A 22,407-nucleotide genomic window follows, 5' to 3' on the forward strand; every position below is an offset into this window, starting at 1 on the left:
CTGCGGGGCGACAGCATGGAAGGGAAATCGCGTGGCTGAGCTTAGCTTCGACGGGAGGGTCGCCATCGTGACCGGGGCGGGAAACGGTCTCGGCAAGGAGCATGCGATGCTGCTTGCATCACGCGGCGCGCGCGTGTTGGTGAACGATCTCGGCGGCAGCGTCGCCGGCGTCGGCGCGGACCTGACCGCGGCGGAGGCCGTCGCTCAGGAGATCGAAGCCGCCGGCGGTATCGCGGTCGCCGATGGTCACAGCGTGGCGACCCGAGAAGGTGGGGCGGCCATCGTGCAGGCGGCTCTCGACGCCTTCGGGCGGGTCGACATCGTCGTCAACAACGCGGGCATCCTGCGCGACAAGTCCTTCCACAATCTCACGCCGGAGCTACTCGATCCGGTGATCGATGTCCATCTCTACGGCACCATCTGGGTGACCCAGCCGGCGTTCCTCAGGATGCGCGAGCAGGGCTACGGCCGGATCGTCAACACCTCCTCCGCCGCCGGGATTTTCGGCAACTTCGGTCAGACCAACTACGGGGCCGCGAAGATGGGGGTCATCGGCTTCACACGGGTGCTCGCCCAGGAAGGCGCGAAGTACAACATCAAGGTGAACGCGATCGCGCCGATGGCGCGGACCCGGATGACCGAGGAACTCCTCGGGCCGATCGCCAAGAAGCTGGACCCGGCACTGGTCGCCCCGGTCGTCGCGTATCTCTGCCATGAATCCTGCGATCTCACGTCGAGGATCTTCTCCGTTGGGGGCGGGCGAGTGGCCGAGATCTTCATCAGTGTGACGAAGGGCTTCTCATCGCCGACGCTCGATATCGAAGCGGTCCAGGACAACCTTGAGGCGATCTGCGACCGAGAGGGATACCAGACTCCAACGCAGGCCAACGACGAGATCGGCCTCGTGCTTCAAGCGCTCGGCTGAACACGTACGTACGTTGAGGAGGACCATGCCATGGCCGTGATCGACCTGCTGCGCCAAGCGGTAGAGGACCGACCGGACAAGACCGCCGTCATCGCCGAGGACGGCGCGGCCACTTTCCGCGAGCTCGACGCTGCCAGCAGCCGGGTCGCCCAGCAATTGCACGCCGCTGGGGTGAGCCGCGGTCACAAGGTGGCGATGCTGCTCGCCAACGACCAAGCGATGCATTTCAATGCAGTGTATTTCGGCATCCACAAACTTGGTGCCGTGCCGGTGCCGCTCAATACCCGGTGGGCAGCGCCGGAAAAGCTGTTCGTGCTTGAGCACAGCGACGCCGTGGCGGTGATCACCGGTCTCGCCCACCGGGAGGTTCTGGTTGCGCTTGCCGAAGGCGAATCTGTCGAGATCGGCGGCCGTCCCGGTAGCTTCCAACTTGAGCACTTCTTCGTGACCGGCAGCGAGGCGCTGGATGGATTCACCCCCCTGGGCGACGTGGTGGGCGCGGGCTCTGCGGACGTGCCGCTCCTCGAGCCTTCCCTGAGCGCCGACGACCCGGCGGATCTGCTCTATACGTCCGGCACCACCGGGATGCCCAGGGGCGTGCTGGTGCCCGAGGGCAACCTCGCCGACGAGCCCGGCCAGGCGAGCCTCGGGCAGCTTCTCGGCGCGATGTTCGGCGAGAGCCTGCTTCATGCGGTGCCCTTGTTCGGTTTCACGGGCTGCCATGGCCTGATGCTGCTAAGCATTCGTGCCGGGGTCACGCAGATCGTGTTGCCGCGTTTTGATCCCGAGCAGTTGCTCGCGGCGATCGAGCGCTACCGCGCCACGTCGATCATGGGTGTGCCGACAATGCTGAATTTGGCCATGAAGCACCCCACGGTGGGTGATCACGACTACAGCTCGCTGCAGCTCGTGTTTTTCGGGGCGGCGCCGATCCAGCCCGACACCGTGCGCAAAATGCGGCAGGTGTGGCCCGGAGCGAAGATGCTGAACGCTTACAGCCTCACCGAGGCCGGTGCCGGCGCGGCCTGCATCCTCGGTCCCGACCCAGATGACATCCTTGCCCGGCCGGGCTCGGTTGGCAGGCCCGTAGGATGCGAGGTTGTCGTCGTTGATGACTACGATAACCCACTCCCCCCAGGCAAGGTCGGCGAGATCTGCTTTAAGTCGAAGATAGCTCGGCGCAGCTACTACAAGGGGGAGCAGCCCACCGCGGAACTTTGGAGCGGTGGACTGTTGCACACCGGCGACGTGGGTTATGTCGCTGACGATGGCTACGTCTATCTGACCGAGCGCAAAAAAGACATGATCCTGCGCGGCGGCTACAACATCTTCGCCATCGAGGTCGAGCGCGTGCTGCTCGAGATGCCCGAGGTGCTCGAGGCCGCAGTCATCGCGGTGCCGCATTCGGACCTCGGTGAGGATCTCCTAGCGGTGATCGCGCCCAAGCCCGGGTTCAGCGGCGGCGAAGGCGAACTCACCGCGGAGCGGATCAACCAGTTCTGCCGCCAGCACCTCGCCGACTACAAATGCCCGCGCCACATGGTCGTAGTGGACGAGCTACCGAAGAACGCCATGGCCAAGGTCATGAAAAACGAACTCCGACAGCGCTTCCGAGATCACCTGTTCGATCAAGGGGCCGAAAACAAATGAATGCTCCTTGAATATCGGCTTAACAGCGCGACGGCGGCCATTCCGAGCAGTGTCCGGCGCATAGCCACAGAAGAACCGTAAAGCGAGCGGATGGGGACGGCGGAAGATGCCAAGGCCGGTGAGACAGTGCTTACGCGGAATTGATGAGCGCTTCGGTGTGTGGATTGGTCGATCCAGGCGACGGTAAGGCCGTCCCTATTTCTTTTCGCGACAACAACTGTTTGAAGAGAAGATGAGGTGCCATGTCATGGATTTCATGCTCAGTCCAGAACAGGACGATTTCCGCCAGACTATACAGCAGTTCGTTACCGAACTGTCACCGCTGGCCAAGGTTCGCCAGGCGGTAACAACTGCGCCGGGATATGACATCGACCTTTGGTCTCGCATGAGTCGGGAACTGGGGCTGCCGAGTCTGCTCGTACCGGAGGAGTACGGCGGTGCGGCAGCAACGATGATCGAGGCTGCTGTCGCCATCGAGGAGCTTGGACGCGGCATCGTGCCGTGCCCGCTGTTCGCGACCGTCGCGCTCGGTGTCGCGCCGATCTTGATCGCGGCCAGCCAGGAGCAGAAGAGAGAACTGCTTCCAGAGATAGCCGCGGGCGCTCGTACAGTCACGACTGCTATCAATGAACCGGGTTGCGTTGACGGCTTCGGTGCTGTAGCCATGCGAGCGGCGACAAATGGCGACGCCGTCACGCTGTCTGGGACCAAGATTCATGTGATCGACGGCCATAGTGCGGACACCCTGCTGGTGCTCGCTCTGCCGCCCGGTGACTCCGCTGAGCCGGCATTGTACCTCGTTGACGGTAACGCCGTCGGCCTCACCCGTACACGCGTCGAGACCCTGGACATCACCCGACCGCTGGCCACCCTGACCTTCGACGCCGTCTCTGCGGTTCCCTTGGCTGGCGCGCACGGCGTCGCGCCCATACGCCGTGCGTTAGATGTCGCGAAGACGTTACTCGCAGCGGAGATGGTTGGTGGCACCGAGGGCGCTATGACCATGTCCGTCGAATACGCCAAGGTGCGTCACCAGTTCAATCGGCCCATCGGCTCCTTCCAGGCGATCAAGCACCGATGCGCCGAGATGGCAATCGAACTGGACAGTGCTCGTGCAGTCACTCTCTACGCGGCTCATCTGGCAGCGGAGGAGAGCGCTGACCTCGCCAAGGCGGCCCCCATTGCCGTGGCAACCGCCGCGGCCGGATTTGACTTCACCGCATCGTGGAATGTGCAGATTCACGGCGGGATCGGGTTCACCTGGGAGCACGACGCACACCTCTACTACCGGCGGGCGAAAGCCGACCGGGTACTGCTGGGCTCAGTACGCGAGCAATGGCTCGAGGTCGCTGACCGCATCGGGCTCTAAACACCGCCACATACTTCGTCGGCACGAACAGAGAAAGATGACATGTGGATGGGGACCCCCTCAGCTCAGACGCTCGTTGATATAGGCGTTAGAGGAATTTTTCAGGAGCTCGAGGAGGTCCCGATGACGATGGTAGGCGGTTTCGACGTGCGGCGACAGCAGATCACATTCGATTACGTCGATTATGACGGCTTGTTGCGCTGGGGTCAGATCGGTCCGGCGACCCGGAAAGCGTTGCGGAACTGGCTGGCTGAGCACTGCAGCGATGGGGACGGCCAGTTCGCGCTGGAGGGCTGCCCGGGGTGGCGGTATGTGTGCGAGGAGCTGGCCGCTGCTGGGATCTGCGCGCACCTGGGGGATGCGGCCGAGATTGCCGTCTTACCGGAGCCCAAGAAGCGCGCCAAGACCGACCGCGCCGATACTCGGTTGCTGCGTACGCTGTTGTTCGAGGACCGGTTCCCCGAGTCGTGGATCCTACCCGCACACATGCTGGAGATCCGCACGCTGGGCCGGTTGTACTACACGTTGATGGACGAGCGGCGGGCCTGGCAGCAGCGCATCCATGTCCAGCTGTTCCATCAGGGCTGTCCACCGATTCGGGCGCTGTTATCCGGCGCAGGCCGCGCGGCGCTGGACAGCGTCGACTTGTCGGCGGCGGGCCGGCGGTGCGTTGACACTGCGCTACGGCGCATCGATCAGCTAAGCACCGAGATCGACCCGCTGCCAAGCCAATTAGTCAACTTCGCCCGACGCCAAGCCGGGTGTCAGGCAATGCAGCGCCATTACGGCATCGGTTGGTTGTGCGCGGCGATCATCTGGTCCGAGGTCGGTGATGTCCGCCGATTCAGCAGTTCCCATCGGCTGGTGCGGTTTGCTGGGCTGGATGTCACCGTGTACTCCTCTGATACCAAACGCTCACCAGGGCACCTGTCGCGAGAGGGCTCACCCGAGCTGCGCTGGGCGGCGTTTGAGGCAGCCGAGTGCGCGAGCCGGCGCCGTTCCCTTGATTACGGTTACTACCACAAGCTGGCAGCCAAGCGCGACGGCCACAACGGCAAGAATCCCCACCCTGGCGGTGGAACGCAAAATTCTGCGCCGATGCTATCACCCGCTGCGTGCGTTCGAAGATGGCGCCCTGGCGCTGCCAGTCCCCGAACGCCAGGAGGTGGCCTCTTAAATGATGCGTTGCGCGCCTGCCATGCCCATTAATCACCTGATGCTAATCACCTGATGCCTGCGGCCAGCGCCCGTGTGGTTCCTGTCGCCACTCCGCTGTTGGGTGGACTTCCCGGAAAGATTGAGCGGCCGCGCCTTCGTTGCCCGCACGTCGGGCACCCCATCGATCATCAAGTTGCCGGATATCGTCCGTGGACTCAGATAAGGCTGGGCGCCGGCACACGCGACGCGCGTCTTTCGCCCCACATTTATGCACCGGAGGGCAGCAGATGACTTGAACCACACCGTCTTTTCCTGTTCCCCGGCGGCCAAGTATGCGGCGGATCCTCGTCGGTCTCAAGGTCGTTCGTCCTCGCTACGCTGCGGGCGCTCCGCCTTGACCCCGACCGCGGTCCACCGCCTTCAAGCGGTCGAAAACGAAGCAAAACACGCAAAAAATAACCCAATGGATCCACCTTTACGCGGGTCCTCAACACAGATAAGGGACGACGATTCGATATGGACCTGTCTTATCCCCCGTCAGCTGAGGCGTTCAGGTCACGAGTGCGCGACTTCATCACCGCGAACGTCCCTGCCGACTTCGCTGGAATCGGGGCGTTGGATCAAACCCGGCGGAAGGAGTTCATCCGAGAGTGGCGGAAGACGCTCGCGGACAACGGCCTACTCGCCGTGTTGTGGCCAAAGCGATATGGCGGAGCGGGACTGACCCCACTCCACCAAGTCGTGCTGGCCGAGGAGTTTGCTCGCGCCGGGGTACCCGCCGGAACTGAGAACGACATGTTCGGGATTCAGCTGCTTGGCAACACGCTTGTCGTCTGCGGCACCGAGGACCAGAAGAATTGGTTCTTGCCGCGAATTCTGTCCGGTGATGATCGGTGGTGCCAGGGGTTTTCCGAACCCGACGCGGGATCGGATCTGGCCAGCCTGCGGACGAGAGCGGTTCTTGATGGCGACGAATGGGTCATCAACGGGTCCAAGATCTGGACTTCAGTGGGACACCTCGCCAACTGGATCTTCGCACTGTGCCGCACCGACATGGATGCTCCCAAGCACCGGGGGATCTCATTTCTGCTCGTGCCGATGGATCAGCCCGGCGTGGAGGTTCGACCCATCAAGAATATAGTGGGCCAGTCGATGTTCAACGAGGTGTTCTTCACCGACGCCCGAACCGCTGCAGACAACGTTGTCGGGGAAGTGAACGCAGGATGGTCGGTGGCCATGACGCTGCTGGGTTTCGAGCGTGGAACAAGTGTCACCACCGACGCGATTCGCTTCCAAGCTGAGATCGACCGGCTCTTCGAGCTGGCGAAAGAACGAGGTAAGACTAACGACCCGCATATCCGTGAGCAGCTCGCTTGGTGCTATGGTCGCGTCGAGATTATGCGGTGTCGTGGGTATCAGGCGTTGACGCGCTTCTTACACGGTGAGTATCCAGGTCCCGAGGCCGCGATGACCAAGATCCTCTGGAGCGAGTTCTTCCAACGCGAGACCGAACTGGCGATGGAGATCCTCGAGACGGACGTGTTGACGCTGTCGGGCACGGGAACGAACGGCGCCTTGGCGACTGCGGATGTCGGAACACCGAATTCGTCGCTCGCGTGGGTTGAGTCGGCATTGGCGGCGCGAGCCGCCACGATTTATGCGGGCAGTTCACAGGTGCAGCGCAATATCATCGGCGAGAAACTGCTCGGCCTGCCCAAGGAACCGCGCCTCTAGGATCCGAACAATGCCGGAGCCCGTAGACACCAGTAGTGCCGCTTCCGGTAGATGGGCGGCCATCTCGAATGCGGAATACCTGCGCAAGTGGCTGGGCCTTGGTATCGCGATCGGCACTCGGCGACGCCTGAAAACTGACCCCGTGTCGACGCAGATTTTGACCCCTTCGACCGATTCTCGGCTTGGGCCGAGAGGAGAAAGGAGTTGTTGTCAGTGGACGATTGGCTGAGATCCGCAGACCGCCGCTGTTGAAGATGTTGCCGAAAAGCGGTTCTCCGCGCAGCGGTCACCGTGCCGGTGATGGGTGCGACCAACCGATAATCCATTTTGATGATCATCACCGGCTCGTCGTGACGAAGTATCTTGCGGGAACAGCGGATGACACCGGACCGGATCCGCAGCGTCTTAGGACGATGCGGGCTTGCTCTTTGAGCAGCAAGGCCTCTGTCAATGGCCATTTAGAAGTGTCGCTTGCCAGGGTGATGGGGCCACCTGATTGCCAGGGGGATGGGACCACCGTGGCGCGTTATTGAGGAAGCTCGTCGTCGTGGTCTGGGTCAAGCTGGCTGGGTCGGGTGCGTTGACGGTAGGACGGTCCTTCGATGACGAGGGTGTGGGCGGTGGCCGTGAGTCGGTCGATCGCTGATTGGGCCAGCAGGGTGTCGGCGGTCATGGTCAACCATTCGGAGGGTTCTCGGTTGGAGGTCACGATGGTCGTTTTGGCGCGGTGGCGTTCGACGATGATTTCGTAGAAGTCGCTGGTCTCTGTGGCGCCGAGGGGTCTGAGCGCAAAGTCGTCGATAATGAGGACGTCGATGGTGGTGAGTCGGCGGATCTCGGCGTCGACGGTGTTGTCCAGGCGGGCGGCGCGCAGCCGGGTGAACAGCTTGTCGGATCGGGCGAACAGTACGGAGTTGCGTCGGCGAATTACCATGTGTCCCAATGCTGTTGCCAGATACGTCTTGCCTACTCCGACCTCGTGTCAATGGCCAAGTAGAAGTACCCGCTGGTGGCCGGATAAAAGTACCCACCCCGTGCAGTGATTCTTAGATTGGTTGGGGGTTCTCCTTCCGGTGTTGGGCGTCCTTCATTCGGTAGGACTGGCCGTCGGTGATGACGACGGTGGCGTGATGCAGGAGCCGGTCCAAGATGCTGACGGCGGTGGTCTGCTCGGGCAGGAATCGACCCCACTCTTGGAAGGGCCAGTGCGAGCCGATGGCCAGGGAGCGGCGTTCGTAGGCGCCGGCGACGAGGCGGAACAGCAGCTGGGTGCCGGTGTCGTCGAGTGGGGCGAAGCCCAGTTCGTCGAGGATGATCAGATCGACACGGAGCAGGGATTCGATGATCTTGCCGACGGTGTTGTCGGCCAAGCCGCGGTAGAGGGTTTCGACGAGGTCGGCGGCGGTGAAGTACCGGACCTTGTGCCCAGCATGAATCGCAGCGACCCCCAGTCCGATCAGGGTGTGGGACTTGCCGGTCCCAGCCGGTCCGATGATCGCCAGATTCTGTTGTGTGCGAACCCATTCCAGGCTCGACAGGTAGTCGAACACCTTGGGCTGAATCGACGATGCGGCCACGTCGAAGGACTCCAAGGTCTTGGTGACCGGGAACCCGGCAGCCTTGAGCCGGTTGACGACGTTGGAGGCATCCCGTGCCGCCAGTTCGGTCTCGACGAGGGTCCGTAGCACTTCTTCGGGGGTCCAGCGCTGGGTCTTGGCGGTGATTAGGACTTCGGGGGCGGTGCGCCGGATCGCGGCGAGCTTGAGCCGCCGCAGCCCGGCGTCGAGATCAGCGGCGAATTGCGGAGTGGACAGTGGTGCAACGGGTTTGGTTGCCTTGGCTGGCGTGCCGTTCATGACGTGGCACCACCGTCTGCGGCCGGGTTGACCGTGTAGGCAGCCAGGGATCGGGTCGGGGCGACTGGGAGGTCCAGGATCAACGCATCCCCGGCGGGGCGGGGCTGCGGCGTTCCGGCGCCGGCGGCCAGGATGGACCGCACGTCGATCGCGCGGAACCTCCGGAACGCGACCGCCCGGCGAAGCGCGCCGACCAAGGCGTCGGTGCCGTGGGCGGCGCCCAACGCCAGTAGGACTTCCAGTTCGGAGCCCAGCCGAGTGTTGCCGATCGCGGCGGCCCCGACCAGGAATGCTTGAGCATCCTCGCCGAGTGTGCAGAACTGTTGCTCAGCATGAGTTTTGGGTCGTGGTCCGCGGCTAGGTTCCGGGCGGGGACCGTCGTAGTGATCGTCGAGGACTGATGCGCTGCCTGGGGCACCCAGTTCGTGCTCAGCCACGATCACCCCAGTCGCGGGCTCCACGATGCACAGCGCGCCGTGATCGACGACGACGGCCACGCTGGTCCCGATCAGTCGGGTGGGCACCGAGTAGCGGGCCGAGGCATACCGGACACACGACAGCCGGTCGACCTTGCGGATCACCGACGGTGCCCCGATTCGAAGTTGCAGCGACGGCAACGGTTGCAGGAGTTCCCGTTCGATCAGCAGTTGCTCATCGGGGACCGCACAGATCTCCGAATGCACCGCGGCATTGACCTCCAGACACCACGCCCTGGCCGCAACGTTGGCAGCACGCAGATCAACCGGCACCCCGGCGATGGCGGCGTCGGTGAGCAGCGGGACGGCGAGGTCGCGTTGGGCGTAGCCGCACAAGTTCTCCACGATGCCCTTCGATTTAGGGTCGGATGCATGGCAGAAGTCCGGCGCGAAACCGTAATGACCTGCCAGCCGGACGTATTCGGCGGTAGGGATCACCACGTTGGCGACCACGCCGCCCTTCAGACAGGCCATCCGGTCGGCCAGCACCCGGGCCGGGACACCACCTATCCCGGCCATCGCTTCGGCGATCAACGCCAACGTCGTGGACGCCTTCTGGTCGGTGGCGAACGCGACGAAGCGCCACCGGGAGAACGCCAGCACTGCGCAGAACAGGAACAACCCGGGTGCGGCTTGGGCCCAGTCGATCACCAGATACTCACCCGGTGACCACACCGCCGGGCGACGTCCCCGGTGATGTTCGTTGCGCCACAACACCTTCGCCTCAGCAACGAGGCGACGGAAGTTGCGTGCCGACCCGTCGTAACCGGCGGCCTTCGCGATCGGCAACATCCGCTTCGCCGACATCCGACCCGCCGACTTCTCGACACGCTCGGCGACCAGATCGGCCACCGCATCGTAATTGTGGGCCCGCTCGACCCGCGGCGGTGCGCTCTCACCGGCTTCGAATTTCTCGACGACTTTCTTGACGGTCCTATGGGTGGTGCCGCACAGCTGCGCGGCGCCGCGGTATGACCCGACTTGTTGATAAGCAGAAATGATGTCCATGCGGTCCCTCGCAGACTTCAATGGAACTCCCCGGTGGTGACGATGAGTGGTTGGCACCTTCACCGTCACCACCGGGGCCCGCAGTTCCTGATCGACACGACGAACACGGGGTGGGTACTTTTATCCGGCCACCAGCGGATACCTCCACTTGGCCACCAGTGGGTACTTTTTCATGGCCACGGACACCTCGCCGGTGATCACGCCGATGCGGCGTTCGGCGATGCACCAGCCGATGCGGGCGAGGGCTTCGTTGTGGGCGCTGTGGCGGTGCAGCATGCCGGGGGCCAGGTCGCGGCCGAACGGCGTGCGCGAGAAACCGTAGTAGGAGATCAGGTTGTCCATCATCGGGGTTGGGCCTCTTCGCCGGTGAGTAGGTCGAGCTGGCCGGGGATCTGGTCGGCCCCAGTCAGGGCGGCGTAGTTGACGCCGCGGGCCAGTTCGGTCTGATGCGCGGTCTCGATCAGCCGCGCGTAGTCGACACCAGTGGGTTTCGGTGGTATCGACGGGGTTTCGGGTTTGGCCTTGGGGTGCGAGTGCCGCCCGATGTGGTGCGGGATCGCTAGCCCCATCGGCACGCCGGCCAGACGCACCTCGATGCGGGTCAAATCGAACGGGTCGAATACCAGCTCCACCTTGCGCCCAACCAGTGCGGGGTCGACCTCGTAGCTGTTGCCGTGCAACGAGACGGTCGCCGTCTTGGTGACGCGGCGGTGCTCCTCCCACAAAAACGCCTCGGTGAGCGCCTCCGGGGCGGGCAGGCCGACCGGGCCAGACGCGCACCAGCGGGCCAGCGGGGTCTGCCCGGTTTCGGAATGGACGGTGCGGTGGTAGACAGTTTCGACCCAGGCCGCAAAGAGCCGGTTCAATTCGGCCAGATCGGCGACGTGGTGGCGTCCGGCGACGTCGGGCTCGCCGGTGATCTCGACCAGGAACTGCTCACGCACGGTCCTGAAAAACCTCTCTATCTTCCCTCGCCCTTCCGGCCGATGCGGTGTCGAATGCACCAGGCGCACACCGAGTTTCGCGCACGCCCTCAACAACCACGTGTCTATATAGGCCGATCCGTTATCGACATACACGGCCTTGGGGACGCCGCGCGAAGCCAGCGCCGGGCGCAGTGCGGCGGCCAGCCGCACGGTGTCCTCGGCATACCCCCACCGATAGCCGGGCAGCAGCCGGGAATGATCATCCAAGAACGCGAATAAATAGGTTTTACGGGCCGCGATCGCGATGCCGTGCAGCGCATCCCCGGTCCACAGGTCGTTGGGGTGCTCAGCCTCGAACCGGCCGAACACCGGCGCCGACCCGCAACCGGTGCCGGCGGTCAGCCCCAACCGGTGGAAGTTGCGTTGCAGGGTCCGCTCATCGGGCGCCCAGCCCAACTGGGTGAGCAGGATCCGGCGGATCGCCGCGGCGGTGCGGGCGGGGTTCTCCCGACGCAGCGCCACCGCCAGCTCCAGCACTTCGGCCGGGGTGCGCGGCGTGCATTGGCGCGGGCTGGGCACCAGCGCATCGAACCCGCCGGCACGCCAGTCCCTAATCCACCGATCGATGGTCTGCCGCGAGATCCGCACCCGCCGCCCAAACGGGTCGGTGTGCTCGCGCGACGCCAACTCGCGCACTATCTTTCCCCGCTCCTTGGTGGAGTGCGCCGGCTCGGCGGCCTCCCGGATCAACTGGTACCGGAACAATCCGATCACCCGGGCCCGCTCGGCCCGCACCCTCGCCTCATCATCGCCGACCACCACCGGCCGCCTCCTTTGCTGTCTTTTAAACACACGACAGCGCACAGGATTACGGCCTCATCTGCCTTGGCGGCAGGGTCGACTCGTGTTGCACCCACTCCCCGGGCCAGCCCGACGCCAACAACCGGCCACCGGAGACCGCCACCGCGACTTCGGCCAGCGACACCTCGGGCAGCGCGAACCGGCGCTCGATCACGGACGAGGACGAAGAAGATATCGCCGATTGGTCCGTTGCCGAAGACCGCACGACCGACCCGCGACAAGACCGATGGATATTCAGTGACATACGGCGTTGCATGAGTGACGTACGCGAGATAGGCGACACCGGCCAGCAAGAACCCGAGAATGCAGGCCATCGCGGTGAGCACTCGACGTGCGTTGACGCCCTGCGGCTTTCGGAAGACGTCGACTGTATTTGGAAATCGCCTCAACCCCGGTCAATGACGAACCCCCGTTGGCGAACGAACGCAGCAAGGTCAGGATCGTGGCGCCCATCACCAAGCCGTTGCCCTGCTGTACCGGCACCGTTCCGGCCAGGTGATGCGGGTCGTACACCGGTAATTCCCAAAATATTTCGCGAATGACACCCACCACGATCGTCAGACTGATCATGGCGATGAAGGAGTAGGTCGCCACCGCGAACGGCATTCCCGCTTCCTTTAAGCCACGCAGGTTCAGGTAGCAGATGACAAGCACCACGCCAACCGTGATGGCTAGGCTGTAGGGACCCAACACCGGGATCGCCGACACCACCGCCACCGTTCCAGCCGCCGACTGCACTGCCACCGTGACCACATAGTCGATCAACAGTGCAGCGGCCGCGACCTGCGCGACCCGGGGTCCGAAATTCTCCCGCGCGCCAACGCCGCCAGCCCGGCCTGGGGCAGCAGTTCGATCAAGATCTGCTCCGGGCCGTATGCGGTCGATGAGATTGCGTCCGGTGAAAGTGCCCCAAGCGCAACGGGATTCGACAACTTCTCGGATGTCAGGTTCTCGGTAATCAGCGGCTTTCCCAGAAAGACGCGCTTGGCTATGTCCCCGACAGTCGCCGGGATACGCTGCTTGCCAGTCGAAGTTGTCACGACCACATTCTTTACCCGAGGTTGAGCGCTAAGGAAGCACTTGGCAACGCCTTCGATGCATTCTGCCGCCCGCCCCCTCCACGCGGGTGCGCAAGCTAAGCGAGGCGGCCGGCCGCGGCGGCGACGCGCTCGTCAGTGGCGGTCAGCGCAACCCGCACATGCTGTGCACCGCGCGGGCCGTAGAACTCGCCGGGCGCCACCAGGATGCCGCGCGTGGCCAACCACGGATGCTGTCCCGGCATGGCTCACCGCGGGTGGCCCACAAGTAGAGTCCTGCTTCCGAATAGTCGATAGCAAAACCGGCTGAGCGCAGCGCCGGCAACAGGGCCGCCCGCCGCCGCGCGTACCGCTCGCGCTGCAGCTTTTCGTGATCGTCGTCGTCCAGCGCGGCCACCATGGCAGCCTGCACCGGCGTCGGCACCATCATTCCTGGCATGTCTGCGTACTGCCAGCAGTTCGACGACCAGGGCGGGATCACCGGCGACGAAACCGGCCCGGTATCCCGCGAGCGACGAGCTCTTCGAGAGCGAGTGCAGCGCTAGCAGCCCGGTGTGGTCGCCATCGCAGATGGACGGATGCAGCACCGACAATGGCTCGGCATCCCAGCCCAATCCCAGGTAGCACTCGTCGGAAGCCACCACAACGCCACGATCGCGCGACCACCCCACCACCTTGCGCAGGTGTTCGGCGCCCAGCACGCGCCCGGTCGGGTTGCTCGGGGAGTTCAGATACACCAGTGTCACCGATTGCGGGCCCAACTGGGTCAGCGAGTCCGCGAGCAGCACCTGCGCTCCCGCCAGCCGGGCGCCGACGTCATACGTCGGATACGCCAGTTCCGGCGCCACGACCACATCCGCTGGGCCCAGGCCCAGCAGGGTCGGTAGCCAGGCGATGAGTTCTTTGCTACCGATCACCGGCAGCACGGCCGCCTTGGTCAGCCCGGTGATGCCGAAGCGGCGGTCAAGGGCAGCCACTGCCGCTTCACGCAGCCGCGCAGTACCGGCGGTTGCCGGATAGCCCGGCGCGGAACTGGCGGCCGCCAACGCCTCTCGGATCACCGGCGCAACCGGATCTACCGGAGTGCCGATGGACAAGTCGACGATGCCGTCCGGATGGGACCCGGCCAGCGCCTCCGCCTCGGCCGACGTGTCCCAAGGGAAATCCGGCAGGGAGGCCGACACTCCCCTGCGAGCGGGTGGTACCCCCAGTCGGCCCATCCCGGGCTTCTGCAGCACCGGCGCGCTCAGTCGCCTTCGCCCTGCGGTGGCAGATCCTTCACCACTTGGGGATCGTTCTCGGTCATGCCGACCTTGGCCGCACCACCCGGCGACCCCAGCTCAACGAAAAAGTCGGCGTTGATCTGCGTGTACTGGCTCCACTGTTCGGGCACATCGTCTTCGTAGTAGATCGCTTCGACAGGGCAGACCGGTTCACAAGCCCCACAGTCGACGCATTCATCGGGGTGGATGTAGAGCATCCGAGCACCCTCGTAGATGCAGTCGACCGGGCACTCCTCAATGCATGCCTTGTCCTTGATGTCGACGCAGGGTTCGGCAATTGTGTACGTCACGGACGTCTCCTCAAGGTGTCCTCCATGTAATGCCCCGTGTGGGCTGCCGTTCGCATTGTCGCGGCGGTTCTGGACCGCTTCCAGACAAAGCGTTTGATTACTGATACTAGACGTTGCACATACACGTCAACCACTTGGCACGCCCGTCAGACCGCAGTGCTATGCACCTAGTCGCACCTAGTCGCACAGCGGCGTGGTGTGCCATTTCTGCTGCCCGGATGGCACCGGCGTACGCGACCTTGGTGTCGCTGTGCGAACAGGCCGGCTCGGGCTACCAGTTACCCCCTGGTTGATCAAGTTCCTGTGGGAGTCCGATGCCCCAGAATTGGGGCGAGGAGGACTCGATTCATGGCACGTCGACGGCATACACCGGAGCAGGTGGTCCGCAAGCTTCGTGAGGGTGAACGGCTGCTCGGTGAGGGCAAAGACCTCGGGGAGGTCTGCCGGCATCTGGAGGTCAGTGAGCAGACCTGGCATCGCTGGCGAAATCAGTACGGCGGGATGAAAGCCGAAGACACCAAACGGCTCAAGGAGCTTGAGCGGGAGAATCAGCGGCTCAAGAAGCTGGTCGCCGAGCAGGCCCTCGACATCGACATGCTCAAGGAGATGAGCCGGGGAAACTGGTGAGCCCCGACCGTCGGCGGCGAGCGGTGGTGATGCTCGTCGAGCGGTTCGGGGTCTCGCAGCGGCGTGCCTGCCGGGTGGTCGGCCAACACCGCTCGGTGCAGCAGTATGGGCCGCAACGACCCGATGGCGTCGAACAGCGGCTGCGCGCCTGACTGCGGGAGATCGCCATCAGCCATCCGCGGTGGGGCTGGCGCAAGGCGCACGCCATCGCCAAGTCAGAAGGCCTCGTGGTCAATCCCAAACGCACGCACCGATTGTGGAAAGACGAACGGCTGCAACGTCCGTCGAAGACCCGCAAGCGGCTGCGCCTGGGCCACAGTGCGGCGCACCGGCGCATGGCGGCGGCCCGCCCCGATCACGTGTGGGCGCTGGACTACCAGCACGACCTCACCGTCGACGGCCGCCAGCTGCGTTTCCTCAACGTCATCGACGAGTTCACCCGCGAGGCGTTGGCGACACGGCCACGTCGGTCGTGGAACGCCGATCAGACCACCGGACTGCTCGACGAACTGATCATGACCACTGGCCGCAAGCCCGAACACATCCGAATGGACAACGGACCCGAACTGACCAGTCACGCCCTCGCCGACTGGGCCCGCTTCGGCTCGGTAGGCGCCGTGTTCATCCAACCCGGCGCACCGTGTTCGGGGGCATTCAGGTTGAGCACTTGGGGGTAGCGATCCGGCACTGACGGTGATCAGTTCGTCGGCCGGTCGTTTCTGCGTTTGGTCTTTGTGGTGTCGGGGCGGCACGGTGATCACGTCGTTGTGGGCGGCGGCCCTCCCGATGTCTCTGGGCGGAGTCTGCGGGAGGGCCGTCTTCGCGCTTGGAGGCGCAGTGGTCACGGTAGAGGCAGATGTCGATGTGGTCGAGCGCAGGCTGGCGGCGGGCGAGTTGAGCTGCCCGGCATGCAGCAGCGTGCTGGCGCGTTGGGGGTGGGCCAGGCCGCGACAGCTGCGCGGTCGGGACGGGTCGGTGCGGTTGTGTCCTCGCCGGTCGCGATGCACCGGCTGCGGGGTGACGCATGTGTTGTTGCCCGTGACCGCGTTGCTGCGCCGTGCCGACACTGCGGCGGTGATCGTGTCGGCGCTGGCTGCCAAGGCGTTGCGGCGGCGGGTGGGGTTTCGCCGGATCGCGGCCGACTTGGCCCGTCCGGTGGAGACGGTGCGGGGCTGGCTGCGTCGCTTCGCCGAGCGGGCCGAGGCGGTGCGGTCAATGTTCACGGTCTGGTTGCGCGCGGTGGACCCCGATCCGGTGATGCCTGAGCCGGCCGGCGGGGTGGTCGCCGATGCGGTGACGGTGATCGCCGCGGTCGCGGGCCCATTTCGATGATCGACCCGACATATCACGTGATCGAGGACCCCGCGAAGGCCGGCAGGCCCGGGGACTCCGGGGAATCCGGGCAACGCAGCGAAACGTAATCTTTTGGCCGGATATCGGGCTGACCCGAGGGGTGTAAATGGCCGAAAGCCGGGCAGTTAGATTCGTTAACTAGTGGGCGGTGTACGTCATGCCCGCGGTCGACGGAAAGGACAGCTGTGAAGCGACTGGCAGCCGTGTTGGTGTCCGTGTTGGGTTTCGCATTCACCGCCAATGGTTACCGGGCGCTGACTAAGCGCCCGTACGGCTCGGTTTTCGCGTCGGAACTTCCAATGCAATCGCTCGGCGTCCAGGTCACGGCGCTGGCGGCGGTGGCTGGGGCTGCTGGGCTTGCGCCACGTCGGGCGAAAGGCCGACGAACCGCTGACCGCTGCGCTCGATGCCGGCCTGGGTCCCGAGCGTCGCACCGAGTCGGGCGATCTATGGAAGCGGCCCGCGCCCGCAGGTGCGACCGCGAAGAAACCTGGCGTGGGACGAATGCTGCGGATCTACCGTGACTACGCGCATGACGGCGATATCAGTTACGGGGAGTGCGGCTCCAGGAACCATCTCGACATCTGCTCCGGTCCAGGTCGGGCCAGTGGGGCGTCGGCAACGTCGGAACGGTGGCGCTTCGCCATTTCGTCGGTAACCCTGCGTACGAGGTGGTCGGCGTGCTCTGTAATCGTCCGGAAAAAGTTGGCAAGGATGCCGGTGAGCTCGTCGGCGCCGCGCCGATCGGTGTGCTTGCGACCACCGACAAGGAAGCCATCGAAGCGCTTGACGCCGATTGCGTGTTCTATGCGCCACTTTGGTCCGATCCCGAAGAGGTCTGCCGTCTGCTGCGCGGGGGCAAGAACGTCGTCGCCTCGGGTGGCGCATGGTGGTATCGAACCGAACACAGCAAGGCGGATATCGACAAGATCGACGCAGCGTGTCACGAGGGCGGTACTTCGTTCCACGCAGGTGGTATCAATCCTGGCTTTGCCGGAGACCTGCTCGTGCTGACGCTGGCCCGAATCGTCAGCCGGATCGACGCTATCCACATCTACGAGGTGGTGAATTTCGGCAAGGACACTTTGAAGTACCTGCACGAGATGGGGATGGGGAGCGATCCCGAAGAGTTTCTGGCCGGACCGAATCTCCTGGGGAACGCATGGCCGTTGTTCGCCCAGTCGATGGCCATGGTGGCGGACGGATTCGGCAAGACGGTCGACAAGTACACAACGGATGTAGAGTTAGGGACGGCCACGCGCGACATCCGGTACGAAGGGGGGCCGACCAGCGACATGCCAGGCTTTAAGGGCGTGATCAAGAAGGGAACAGTCGCCTCACAGCATCACAAGTGGACGACTTGGGTGGACAACAAGACCTTCATCACATTCCACGAGATGTACACGATGGACGAATACAATGCCATTGAGCCGCAGCCTGATTGGGGCGGTCACTATCACTATCGCATCGTGATCGAGGGCGACGAACCCACCGAGCTGATCCTCCAAGCGCCTCCGGATGCGCAGGGCAACTACCCGAAGCCGGGCTACACCTGGACCGCGATGGGCCCCGCGAACGCGATTCCAGCCGTTTGTGACGCCCCGCCTGGATTCCTCACCCATAAGGAGCTCGGGCTTGTGCCGCTGCGCGGCCTGGTGCGCTTGTAGCGATTACAAAACCGCTGGGCCCGAATCAGCCGGGAGACGGCGGGAGGATCCCGCGAATCCGGGCCGTGAGCCACGAGGCCACCGCTCAGGTTTTGCGCGCCGTCAATGAGCTTGCGGACCAGGAGGGTTCTCGCTCCGGCGGGTATTTCGTGCGGGCAGTGGGGGCGATGAAGCCACGTCATCCTTGCGGTCGGGGTCGCTGTCACCTCGGTGCCGGCGGTGTCAAAAATCTTCGCCGACCTGAAAATCCTGGACACACGGTTCAGGCAAGACGACTCTGCATCCGTGGCAGATGTTCTGGCACCTTTTCGCAACGGTGGCCTACTTCATCCTCGGGCTCAAGCTTGTTCCACGCGTCATCAAGCGCATCAACACTTCTCGCTGGAATGTCTTTGCGCGGCAGTCGCCCACCGGCTACCCCATAGCGGTCCTGCTGGCATACTGCGCAGTTGTCGGAGCCCTCGACGTCAACCTCGTCTTCGCGGCGTTCCTCGCAGGTTTTGCCGTCGCGCATAGGAAGCGCAGGATCTTCGCCGACGCGCTCGAGGCAATCGGCAAAGTCTCCTTCGCCTTCTTCATTCCCATCTACTTCGCGATCGTCGGCCTGAAGCTGGATCTCATCCGCGGCGTCTCGGTATGGATGATCGTCATCTTCATTGTCGGCACCTGCGCGATCAAAGTGATGTCGGTATCGCTCGCCGGGCGGTTCGCGGGTTTCCGGGGACTTGACCTGATCAACCTTGCGATCACCACCAACGCCCGCGGTGGCCCCGGCATCGTTTTGGCCAATGTCGCCTTCGACGCCGGCATCATCAGCTCAAAGTTCTACACCACACAGGTAATCGCAGCCGTGCTCACCTCCCAGTTCGCCGGTACTTGGCTCGACTACGTCATGCGTAAAGGCTGGCGGGACTGTCTGAACAACGGTGGATCTGATCTTGGTCTGTCACGCCGAGCGTGAGCTTGGCGGGAAGGACTGACGATGTCAGAAACACTCGATCCTGTGGCGATGGAACTGGATCAACGGCAGCTCGCTGAGCAGCTGCTGGCGCAGGCAAAAGAACAGGGTGTCGAGCTGGTCGGCCCGAACGGGCTGCTGAATCAGTTGACCAAGAACGTGCTGGAGACCGCGCTGGATGCCGAGATGGCCGAGCACCTGGGCTATGACAAGCACGACCCTGCCGGGCGCGGCAGCGGGAACTCCCGCAACGACACCAGGGCCAAGACGGTGCTCACCGAGATCGGCGCCGTCGAGATCGAAGTGCCTCGCGACACCAACAGCAGCTTCGAGCCGCAGATTGTCAAGAAGCGTCAGCGTCGGCTGACGGGTATCGACGAGATCGTATTGTCACTCACGGCAAAGGGATTGACCACCGGTGAGGTCGCTGCCCACTTCGCCGACGTCTACGGCGCCACGGTATCCAAGGACACGATCTCGCGGATCACCGACAAGGTAGTCGCCGAGATGACCGACTGGTGTAACCGGCCACTGGTGCCCGGGCGGATTCCACTCATCGTTGCGAATCAGTGAAGTGTGTACTGACGCTCCCATCGTCGCAGAAGTTCGGTCGGGGTGTTGTCCTTGAGGCACAGTCGTGGGCGGTCGTTGAGTTCATCGGCGATCTGCCGGAGTTGGCCGTCGTCCCAGATGCTGAGGTCGGTGCCCTTTGGTAAGTATTGGCGTACAAGCCCATTGGCGTTCTCATTACTTCCGCGTTGCCAAGGTGAGTGTGGGTCGGCGAAGTAGATCTTCAGCCCTGTCGCCGCCTCGATACGTTTGTGATGAAACATCTCGTTGCCCTGGTCCCAAGTCAGGGTCCGGCGCAGTTTGACCGGCATTTGGGTGAACGTTGCGATCAGGGCATCCCCGACATGCTGTGCCGAATGTCCATTCGGCAGTCGAATCAGCAGTGTTAGACGCATCTTTCGTTCCACCAGCGTTGCGACCGCCGACCGCTGCTGGGCGCCGACGATGAGGTCACCCTCCCAGTGGCCCGCCTGTCGGCGGGTTTGGACGCTCGCCGGTCGCTCGTGGATTGACCGCAGCTTGGTGAGTTGTTTCAGCGCGCCGTCGATAGCGCGATCCGTACCGAGGCCGACACGCTGGAGCGCATTCGGCGGCTGGCAGCCCACTACGACGACGCGACGATCGCGCGTCTGCTCGCACGGCAGGGCGTGATGACTGCGACCGGGCTGGCGTTCACCCGCGACCGGGTTGGCAGCCTGCGCCGCAAACACGGTATCGCCGGGCCGACCGAGCCTGTCGTACCCGTCGGCGACGATGTACGCATGGTCAGTATCGCCGAAGCCGAGACGCTGCTGGGGCACCTCCCGCGCCACTCTCTACCGGTGGCTGGCAAGCGGCTTCATCCACGGCGAGCAACATCGCCCTGGCGACCCGTGGCGGATCCGCATCGACCCCGAGCTACGCGCCAATATCACCCCAGACACACCCGACGGATGGGTTGGGCTCGAGCAGGCTGCCCGCCGACTCGGCGTGGCCAAACAGACCGTCCTGGATCGAATCCGCCGCGGAGAGCTCAACGCCGTCCACGTCAACCGTGGCCAACGCAAAGGCCTGGCCATCCAACTGCCGCTGCCGGAGGAGACCTTGTTCACTACGGCGCCATGAAACGCCGACAGCAGCTTGTCGCATCCGGTCCAGAACACCTAATCGCACCACCCGCCCGACCATGAACACCAACAACAACGCAGCATTCGGCCCGAATCTGGACCGAATGAGACAAACGACGAAAGGAAATTAGCAGTGAGAACCGGGATCGACCGGGTTGCCCAACTCGTCGCGCAGATCGATCGTTCGCTTGCGTTCATGAGTCTATGCGGTAGCGCTGACAGGCTCGGTTGGCACCAGGCCAGTTTCGGTGTGATTTTGCGGATTCCTTTGCGGCAGTTCGGTCGGTGGGTCGTGCAGCGATCTGCGTAGGTCGGCCAGCAGCCGCAGCCCGGCCGGGGTCATGGTGAACCCGCGCCATCCGGCGCTGGCGCGGTCGAGTACGGCCCACACCAGTGTGAGGCAGGAGTACTCGCCGGGCAGGCGGCCGATCACCTTGACTCTGCGCCGTGTTTCGCCGAAGGTGCGTTCGATGAAGTTGGAGTGTCGGGCCCTGGGCCAATGCTCACGGGGAAACCGCAGGTAGACGGTCAGCGAGTCGCGGTCATCGAGCAGGGCCCGCACTGCGGCCGGGTAGGAGTCGCGCCAGCGCTTGGCGAACGCGTCGGTCCTGTTTTGGGCGAGTTTGACCGCGGCGATGCCGGGTTCGACATCGGCTGGTAGGTCGAAGACCGCCCAATAATCGGCTTTGACGTCAGCTTGGGCATTCTTGGGCACCTTGGCCAGGATGTTTCTGGCGCGATGAATAAGACACCGCTGCCGCAACGCCGCGCCCATGGTGGTCTCGACCGCGCCGATCAGCCCGGGTGCGCCGTCGCTGATCACCAGCAGTGGGCACGCCAGGCCGCGTTCGCCGAGCCCGCGCAAGAACCCTTCCCAGGCCGCACCGGATTCCGAGGAGGCCGCCTCAAGCCCGACGAACACCGGTTTGCCGTCGGTGTCGATACCCCACGCGGCCAGTACCGGCTCGGCTGAGGCGCCTGCGTGGTATTTAAAGTGCGACCCGTCCAGGAACAGGTAATCGAGCTCGACGTCGTCGAGGCGGCGAGCGCTCCACTGCTCGAACTGAGCCGTTGATGTCCTCGCAGATGCGCGACACCGTCGACTTCGACACCGCGGCGGCCTCGCCGAGCGCTTCGACCAGGGTGGCCTCCACGTCGCGGACCGACAACCCGCGCACGAACCCGGCGATCACCAATGCCTCCAATGCGTTGGTCTTGGTTACTCCCTTGCCGAACAGCTGGGAGGCGAACCGCTCGGTGGTGCCGCGCATCTTCGGCCGTGCCAGCGTCACCGGTCCCGCGGTGGTCTTCACCGTGGTCGGGCAGTATCCGTTGCGCATCCCGGCGCGGGCGTCCGCACAGCTCGCGGTCCGCTGGTAGCGGTCCCGGCCCAAAAACGCGGCCACTTCGGCCTCGATGGCGGTCTGCAGCAGCAACCGGGCACCAAGCCGGGCTACTTCCTCGATCGCGCCCGCCAGGTCCTCGCCGCCGGCGAACACACCATCAATTTCTGCCTGCAACCGCTGCACAGGCGATACCCTCTTCGACACGGA

16 protein-coding genes and 8 pseudogenes are annotated in these 22,407 nt (G+C 64.1%); 12 read left to right on the plus strand and 12 right to left on the minus strand.

Annotation, left to right across the window (positions count from 1 at the left end; all coding sequences use genetic code 11):
- Positions 1 to 31 precede the first annotated feature (31 nt).
- The 5 genes from U8D42_RS00360 to U8D42_RS00380 all read left to right on the plus strand — a co-directional run bounded on the left by U8D42_RS00360 (position 32) and on the right by U8D42_RS00380 (position 6,836).
- A complete protein-coding gene (locus U8D42_RS00360; RefSeq protein ID WP_007168453.1) occupies positions 32 to 925 on the plus strand; it encodes an SDR family oxidoreductase in 894 nt (297 codons plus the stop codon).
- A gap of 30 nt (positions 926 to 955) precedes the next feature.
- A complete protein-coding gene (locus U8D42_RS00365; RefSeq protein ID WP_007168454.1) occupies positions 956 to 2,575 on the plus strand; it encodes a class I adenylate-forming enzyme family protein in 1,620 nt (539 codons plus the stop codon).
- 247 nt (positions 2,576 to 2,822) lie between these two features.
- Complete coding sequence (locus U8D42_RS00370) at positions 2,823 to 3,944, plus strand: acyl-CoA dehydrogenase family protein (RefSeq protein WP_050790029.1); 1,122 nt, start codon at positions 2,823 to 2,825, stop codon at positions 3,942 to 3,944.
- A gap of 123 nt (positions 3,945 to 4,067) precedes the next feature.
- Positions 4,068 to 5,153 (plus strand): transposase, encoded by a 1,086-nt coding sequence (locus U8D42_RS00375; protein ID WP_224112852.1) that lies wholly within the window; start codon positions 4,068 to 4,070, stop codon positions 5,151 to 5,153.
- Between the two features lie 465 nt (positions 5,154 to 5,618).
- Entirely contained in the window at positions 5,619 to 6,836 is a 1,218-nt protein-coding gene (locus tag U8D42_RS00380; protein WP_007168458.1) for an acyl-CoA dehydrogenase family protein, read from the plus strand.
- A gap of 526 nt (positions 6,837 to 7,362) precedes the next feature.
- Here U8D42_RS00380 and U8D42_RS00385 read toward each other — a convergent pair.
- From U8D42_RS00385 to fdxA, 9 genes and pseudogenes are all read right to left on the minus strand, one after another.
- Positions 7,363 to 7,812, minus strand: a pseudogene (locus U8D42_RS00385) (ATP-binding protein); the annotation flags it as partial.
- 70 nt (positions 7,813 to 7,882) lie between these two features.
- Positions 7,883 to 8,692 (minus strand): IS21-like element helper ATPase IstB, encoded by an 810-nt coding sequence (gene istB, locus U8D42_RS00390; protein ID WP_007172566.1) that lies wholly within the window; start codon positions 8,690 to 8,692, stop codon positions 7,883 to 7,885.
- Positions 8,689 to 10,197, minus strand: a complete 1,509-nt coding sequence (gene istA / locus U8D42_RS00395; protein WP_079669096.1) for an IS21 family transposase — start codon at positions 10,195 to 10,197, stop codon at positions 8,689 to 8,691. The genes istB and istA overlap by 4 nt, the downstream gene beginning before the upstream one ends.
- A gap of 162 nt (positions 10,198 to 10,359) precedes the next feature.
- A pseudogene (locus U8D42_RS00400) lies at positions 10,360 to 10,521 on the minus strand (ExeA family protein); the annotation flags it as partial.
- Entirely contained in the window at positions 10,518 to 11,924 is a 1,407-nt protein-coding gene (locus U8D42_RS00405) for a DDE-type integrase/transposase/recombinase (protein WP_007168461.1), read from the minus strand. The gene U8D42_RS00405 and the pseudogene U8D42_RS00400, both read right to left, overlap by 4 nt.
- Before the next feature lie 46 nt (positions 11,925 to 11,970).
- Positions 11,971 to 12,123, minus strand: a pseudogene (locus U8D42_RS00410) (hypothetical protein); the annotation flags it as partial.
- A pseudogene (locus U8D42_RS00415) lies at positions 12,116 to 13,003 on the minus strand (DNA-binding protein); the annotation flags it as partial. The pseudogenes U8D42_RS00410 and U8D42_RS00415, both read right to left, overlap by 8 nt.
- A 95-nt stretch (positions 13,004 to 13,098) precedes the next feature.
- Positions 13,099 to 14,184, minus strand: a pseudogene (gene dapC / locus U8D42_RS00420) (succinyldiaminopimelate transaminase).
- A 62-nt stretch (positions 14,185 to 14,246) separates the two neighbouring features.
- On the minus strand, positions 14,247 to 14,573 hold the full coding sequence (gene fdxA / locus U8D42_RS00425; RefSeq protein ID WP_007168467.1) for a ferredoxin: 327 nt from the start codon (positions 14,571 to 14,573) through the stop codon (positions 14,247 to 14,249).
- Positions 14,574 to 14,921: 348 nt separating this feature from the next.
- Between fdxA and U8D42_RS00430 the strand changes: the two genes are divergently transcribed.
- From U8D42_RS00430 to U8D42_RS00465, 7 genes and pseudogenes are all read left to right on the plus strand, one after another.
- On the plus strand, positions 14,922 to 15,200 hold the full coding sequence (locus U8D42_RS00430; RefSeq protein ID WP_007168468.1) for a transposase: 279 nt from the start codon (positions 14,922 to 14,924) through the stop codon (positions 15,198 to 15,200).
- Positions 15,197 to 15,352 (plus strand): hypothetical protein, encoded by a 156-nt coding sequence (locus tag U8D42_RS00435; protein ID WP_154074411.1) that lies wholly within the window; start codon positions 15,197 to 15,199, stop codon positions 15,350 to 15,352. Before U8D42_RS00430 ends, U8D42_RS00435 begins: the two co-directional genes overlap by 4 nt.
- A 75-nt stretch (positions 15,353 to 15,427) precedes the next feature.
- Complete coding sequence (locus tag U8D42_RS00440; RefSeq protein WP_007168470.1) at positions 15,428 to 15,877, plus strand: DDE-type integrase/transposase/recombinase; 450 nt, start codon at positions 15,428 to 15,430, stop codon at positions 15,875 to 15,877.
- 403 nt (positions 15,878 to 16,280) lie between these two features.
- Positions 16,281 to 16,514, plus strand: a pseudogene (locus tag U8D42_RS00445) (hypothetical protein); the annotation flags it as partial.
- 596 nt (positions 16,515 to 17,110) lie between these two features.
- Positions 17,111 to 18,220 carry an NAD(P)H-dependent amine dehydrogenase family protein gene (locus U8D42_RS00455; protein ID WP_007168472.1) on the plus strand — a complete coding sequence of 370 codons (1,110 nt, stop codon included), beginning with the start codon at positions 17,111 to 17,113 and terminating at the stop codon, positions 18,218 to 18,220.
- Positions 18,221 to 18,536: 316 nt separating this feature from the next.
- Positions 18,537 to 19,181, plus strand: coding sequence for a cation:proton antiporter (locus U8D42_RS00460; RefSeq protein WP_230493326.1), 645 nt, complete (start codon positions 18,537 to 18,539; stop codon positions 19,179 to 19,181).
- Positions 19,182 to 19,229: 48 nt separating this feature from the next.
- Positions 19,230 to 19,712: pseudogene (locus tag U8D42_RS00465) on the plus strand (transposase); the annotation flags it as partial.
- Positions 19,713 to 19,744: 32 nt separating this feature from the next.
- Here the strand turns inward: U8D42_RS00465 and U8D42_RS00470 are convergent.
- The 3 genes and pseudogenes from U8D42_RS00470 to U8D42_RS29300 form a co-directional block, all read right to left on the minus strand.
- A complete protein-coding gene (locus U8D42_RS00470) occupies positions 19,745 to 20,560 on the minus strand; it encodes an IS30 family transposase (RefSeq protein WP_007168475.1) in 816 nt (271 codons plus the stop codon).
- An 85-nt stretch (positions 20,561 to 20,645) separates the two neighbouring features.
- Entirely contained in the window at positions 20,646 to 20,927 is a 282-nt protein-coding gene (locus tag U8D42_RS00475; protein WP_136244823.1) for a hypothetical protein, read from the minus strand.
- A 129-nt stretch (positions 20,928 to 21,056) separates the two neighbouring features.
- Positions 21,057 to 22,404: pseudogene (locus U8D42_RS29300) on the minus strand (IS256 family transposase).
- Between the last annotated feature and the right edge of the window lie 3 nt (positions 22,405 to 22,407).

Origin of the sequence: Mycobacterium europaeum, from assembly GCF_034555895.2 — a bacterium.
In the GTDB taxonomy this organism is placed as follows: domain Bacteria; phylum Actinomycetota; class Actinomycetes; order Mycobacteriales; family Mycobacteriaceae; genus Mycobacterium; species Mycobacterium europaeum.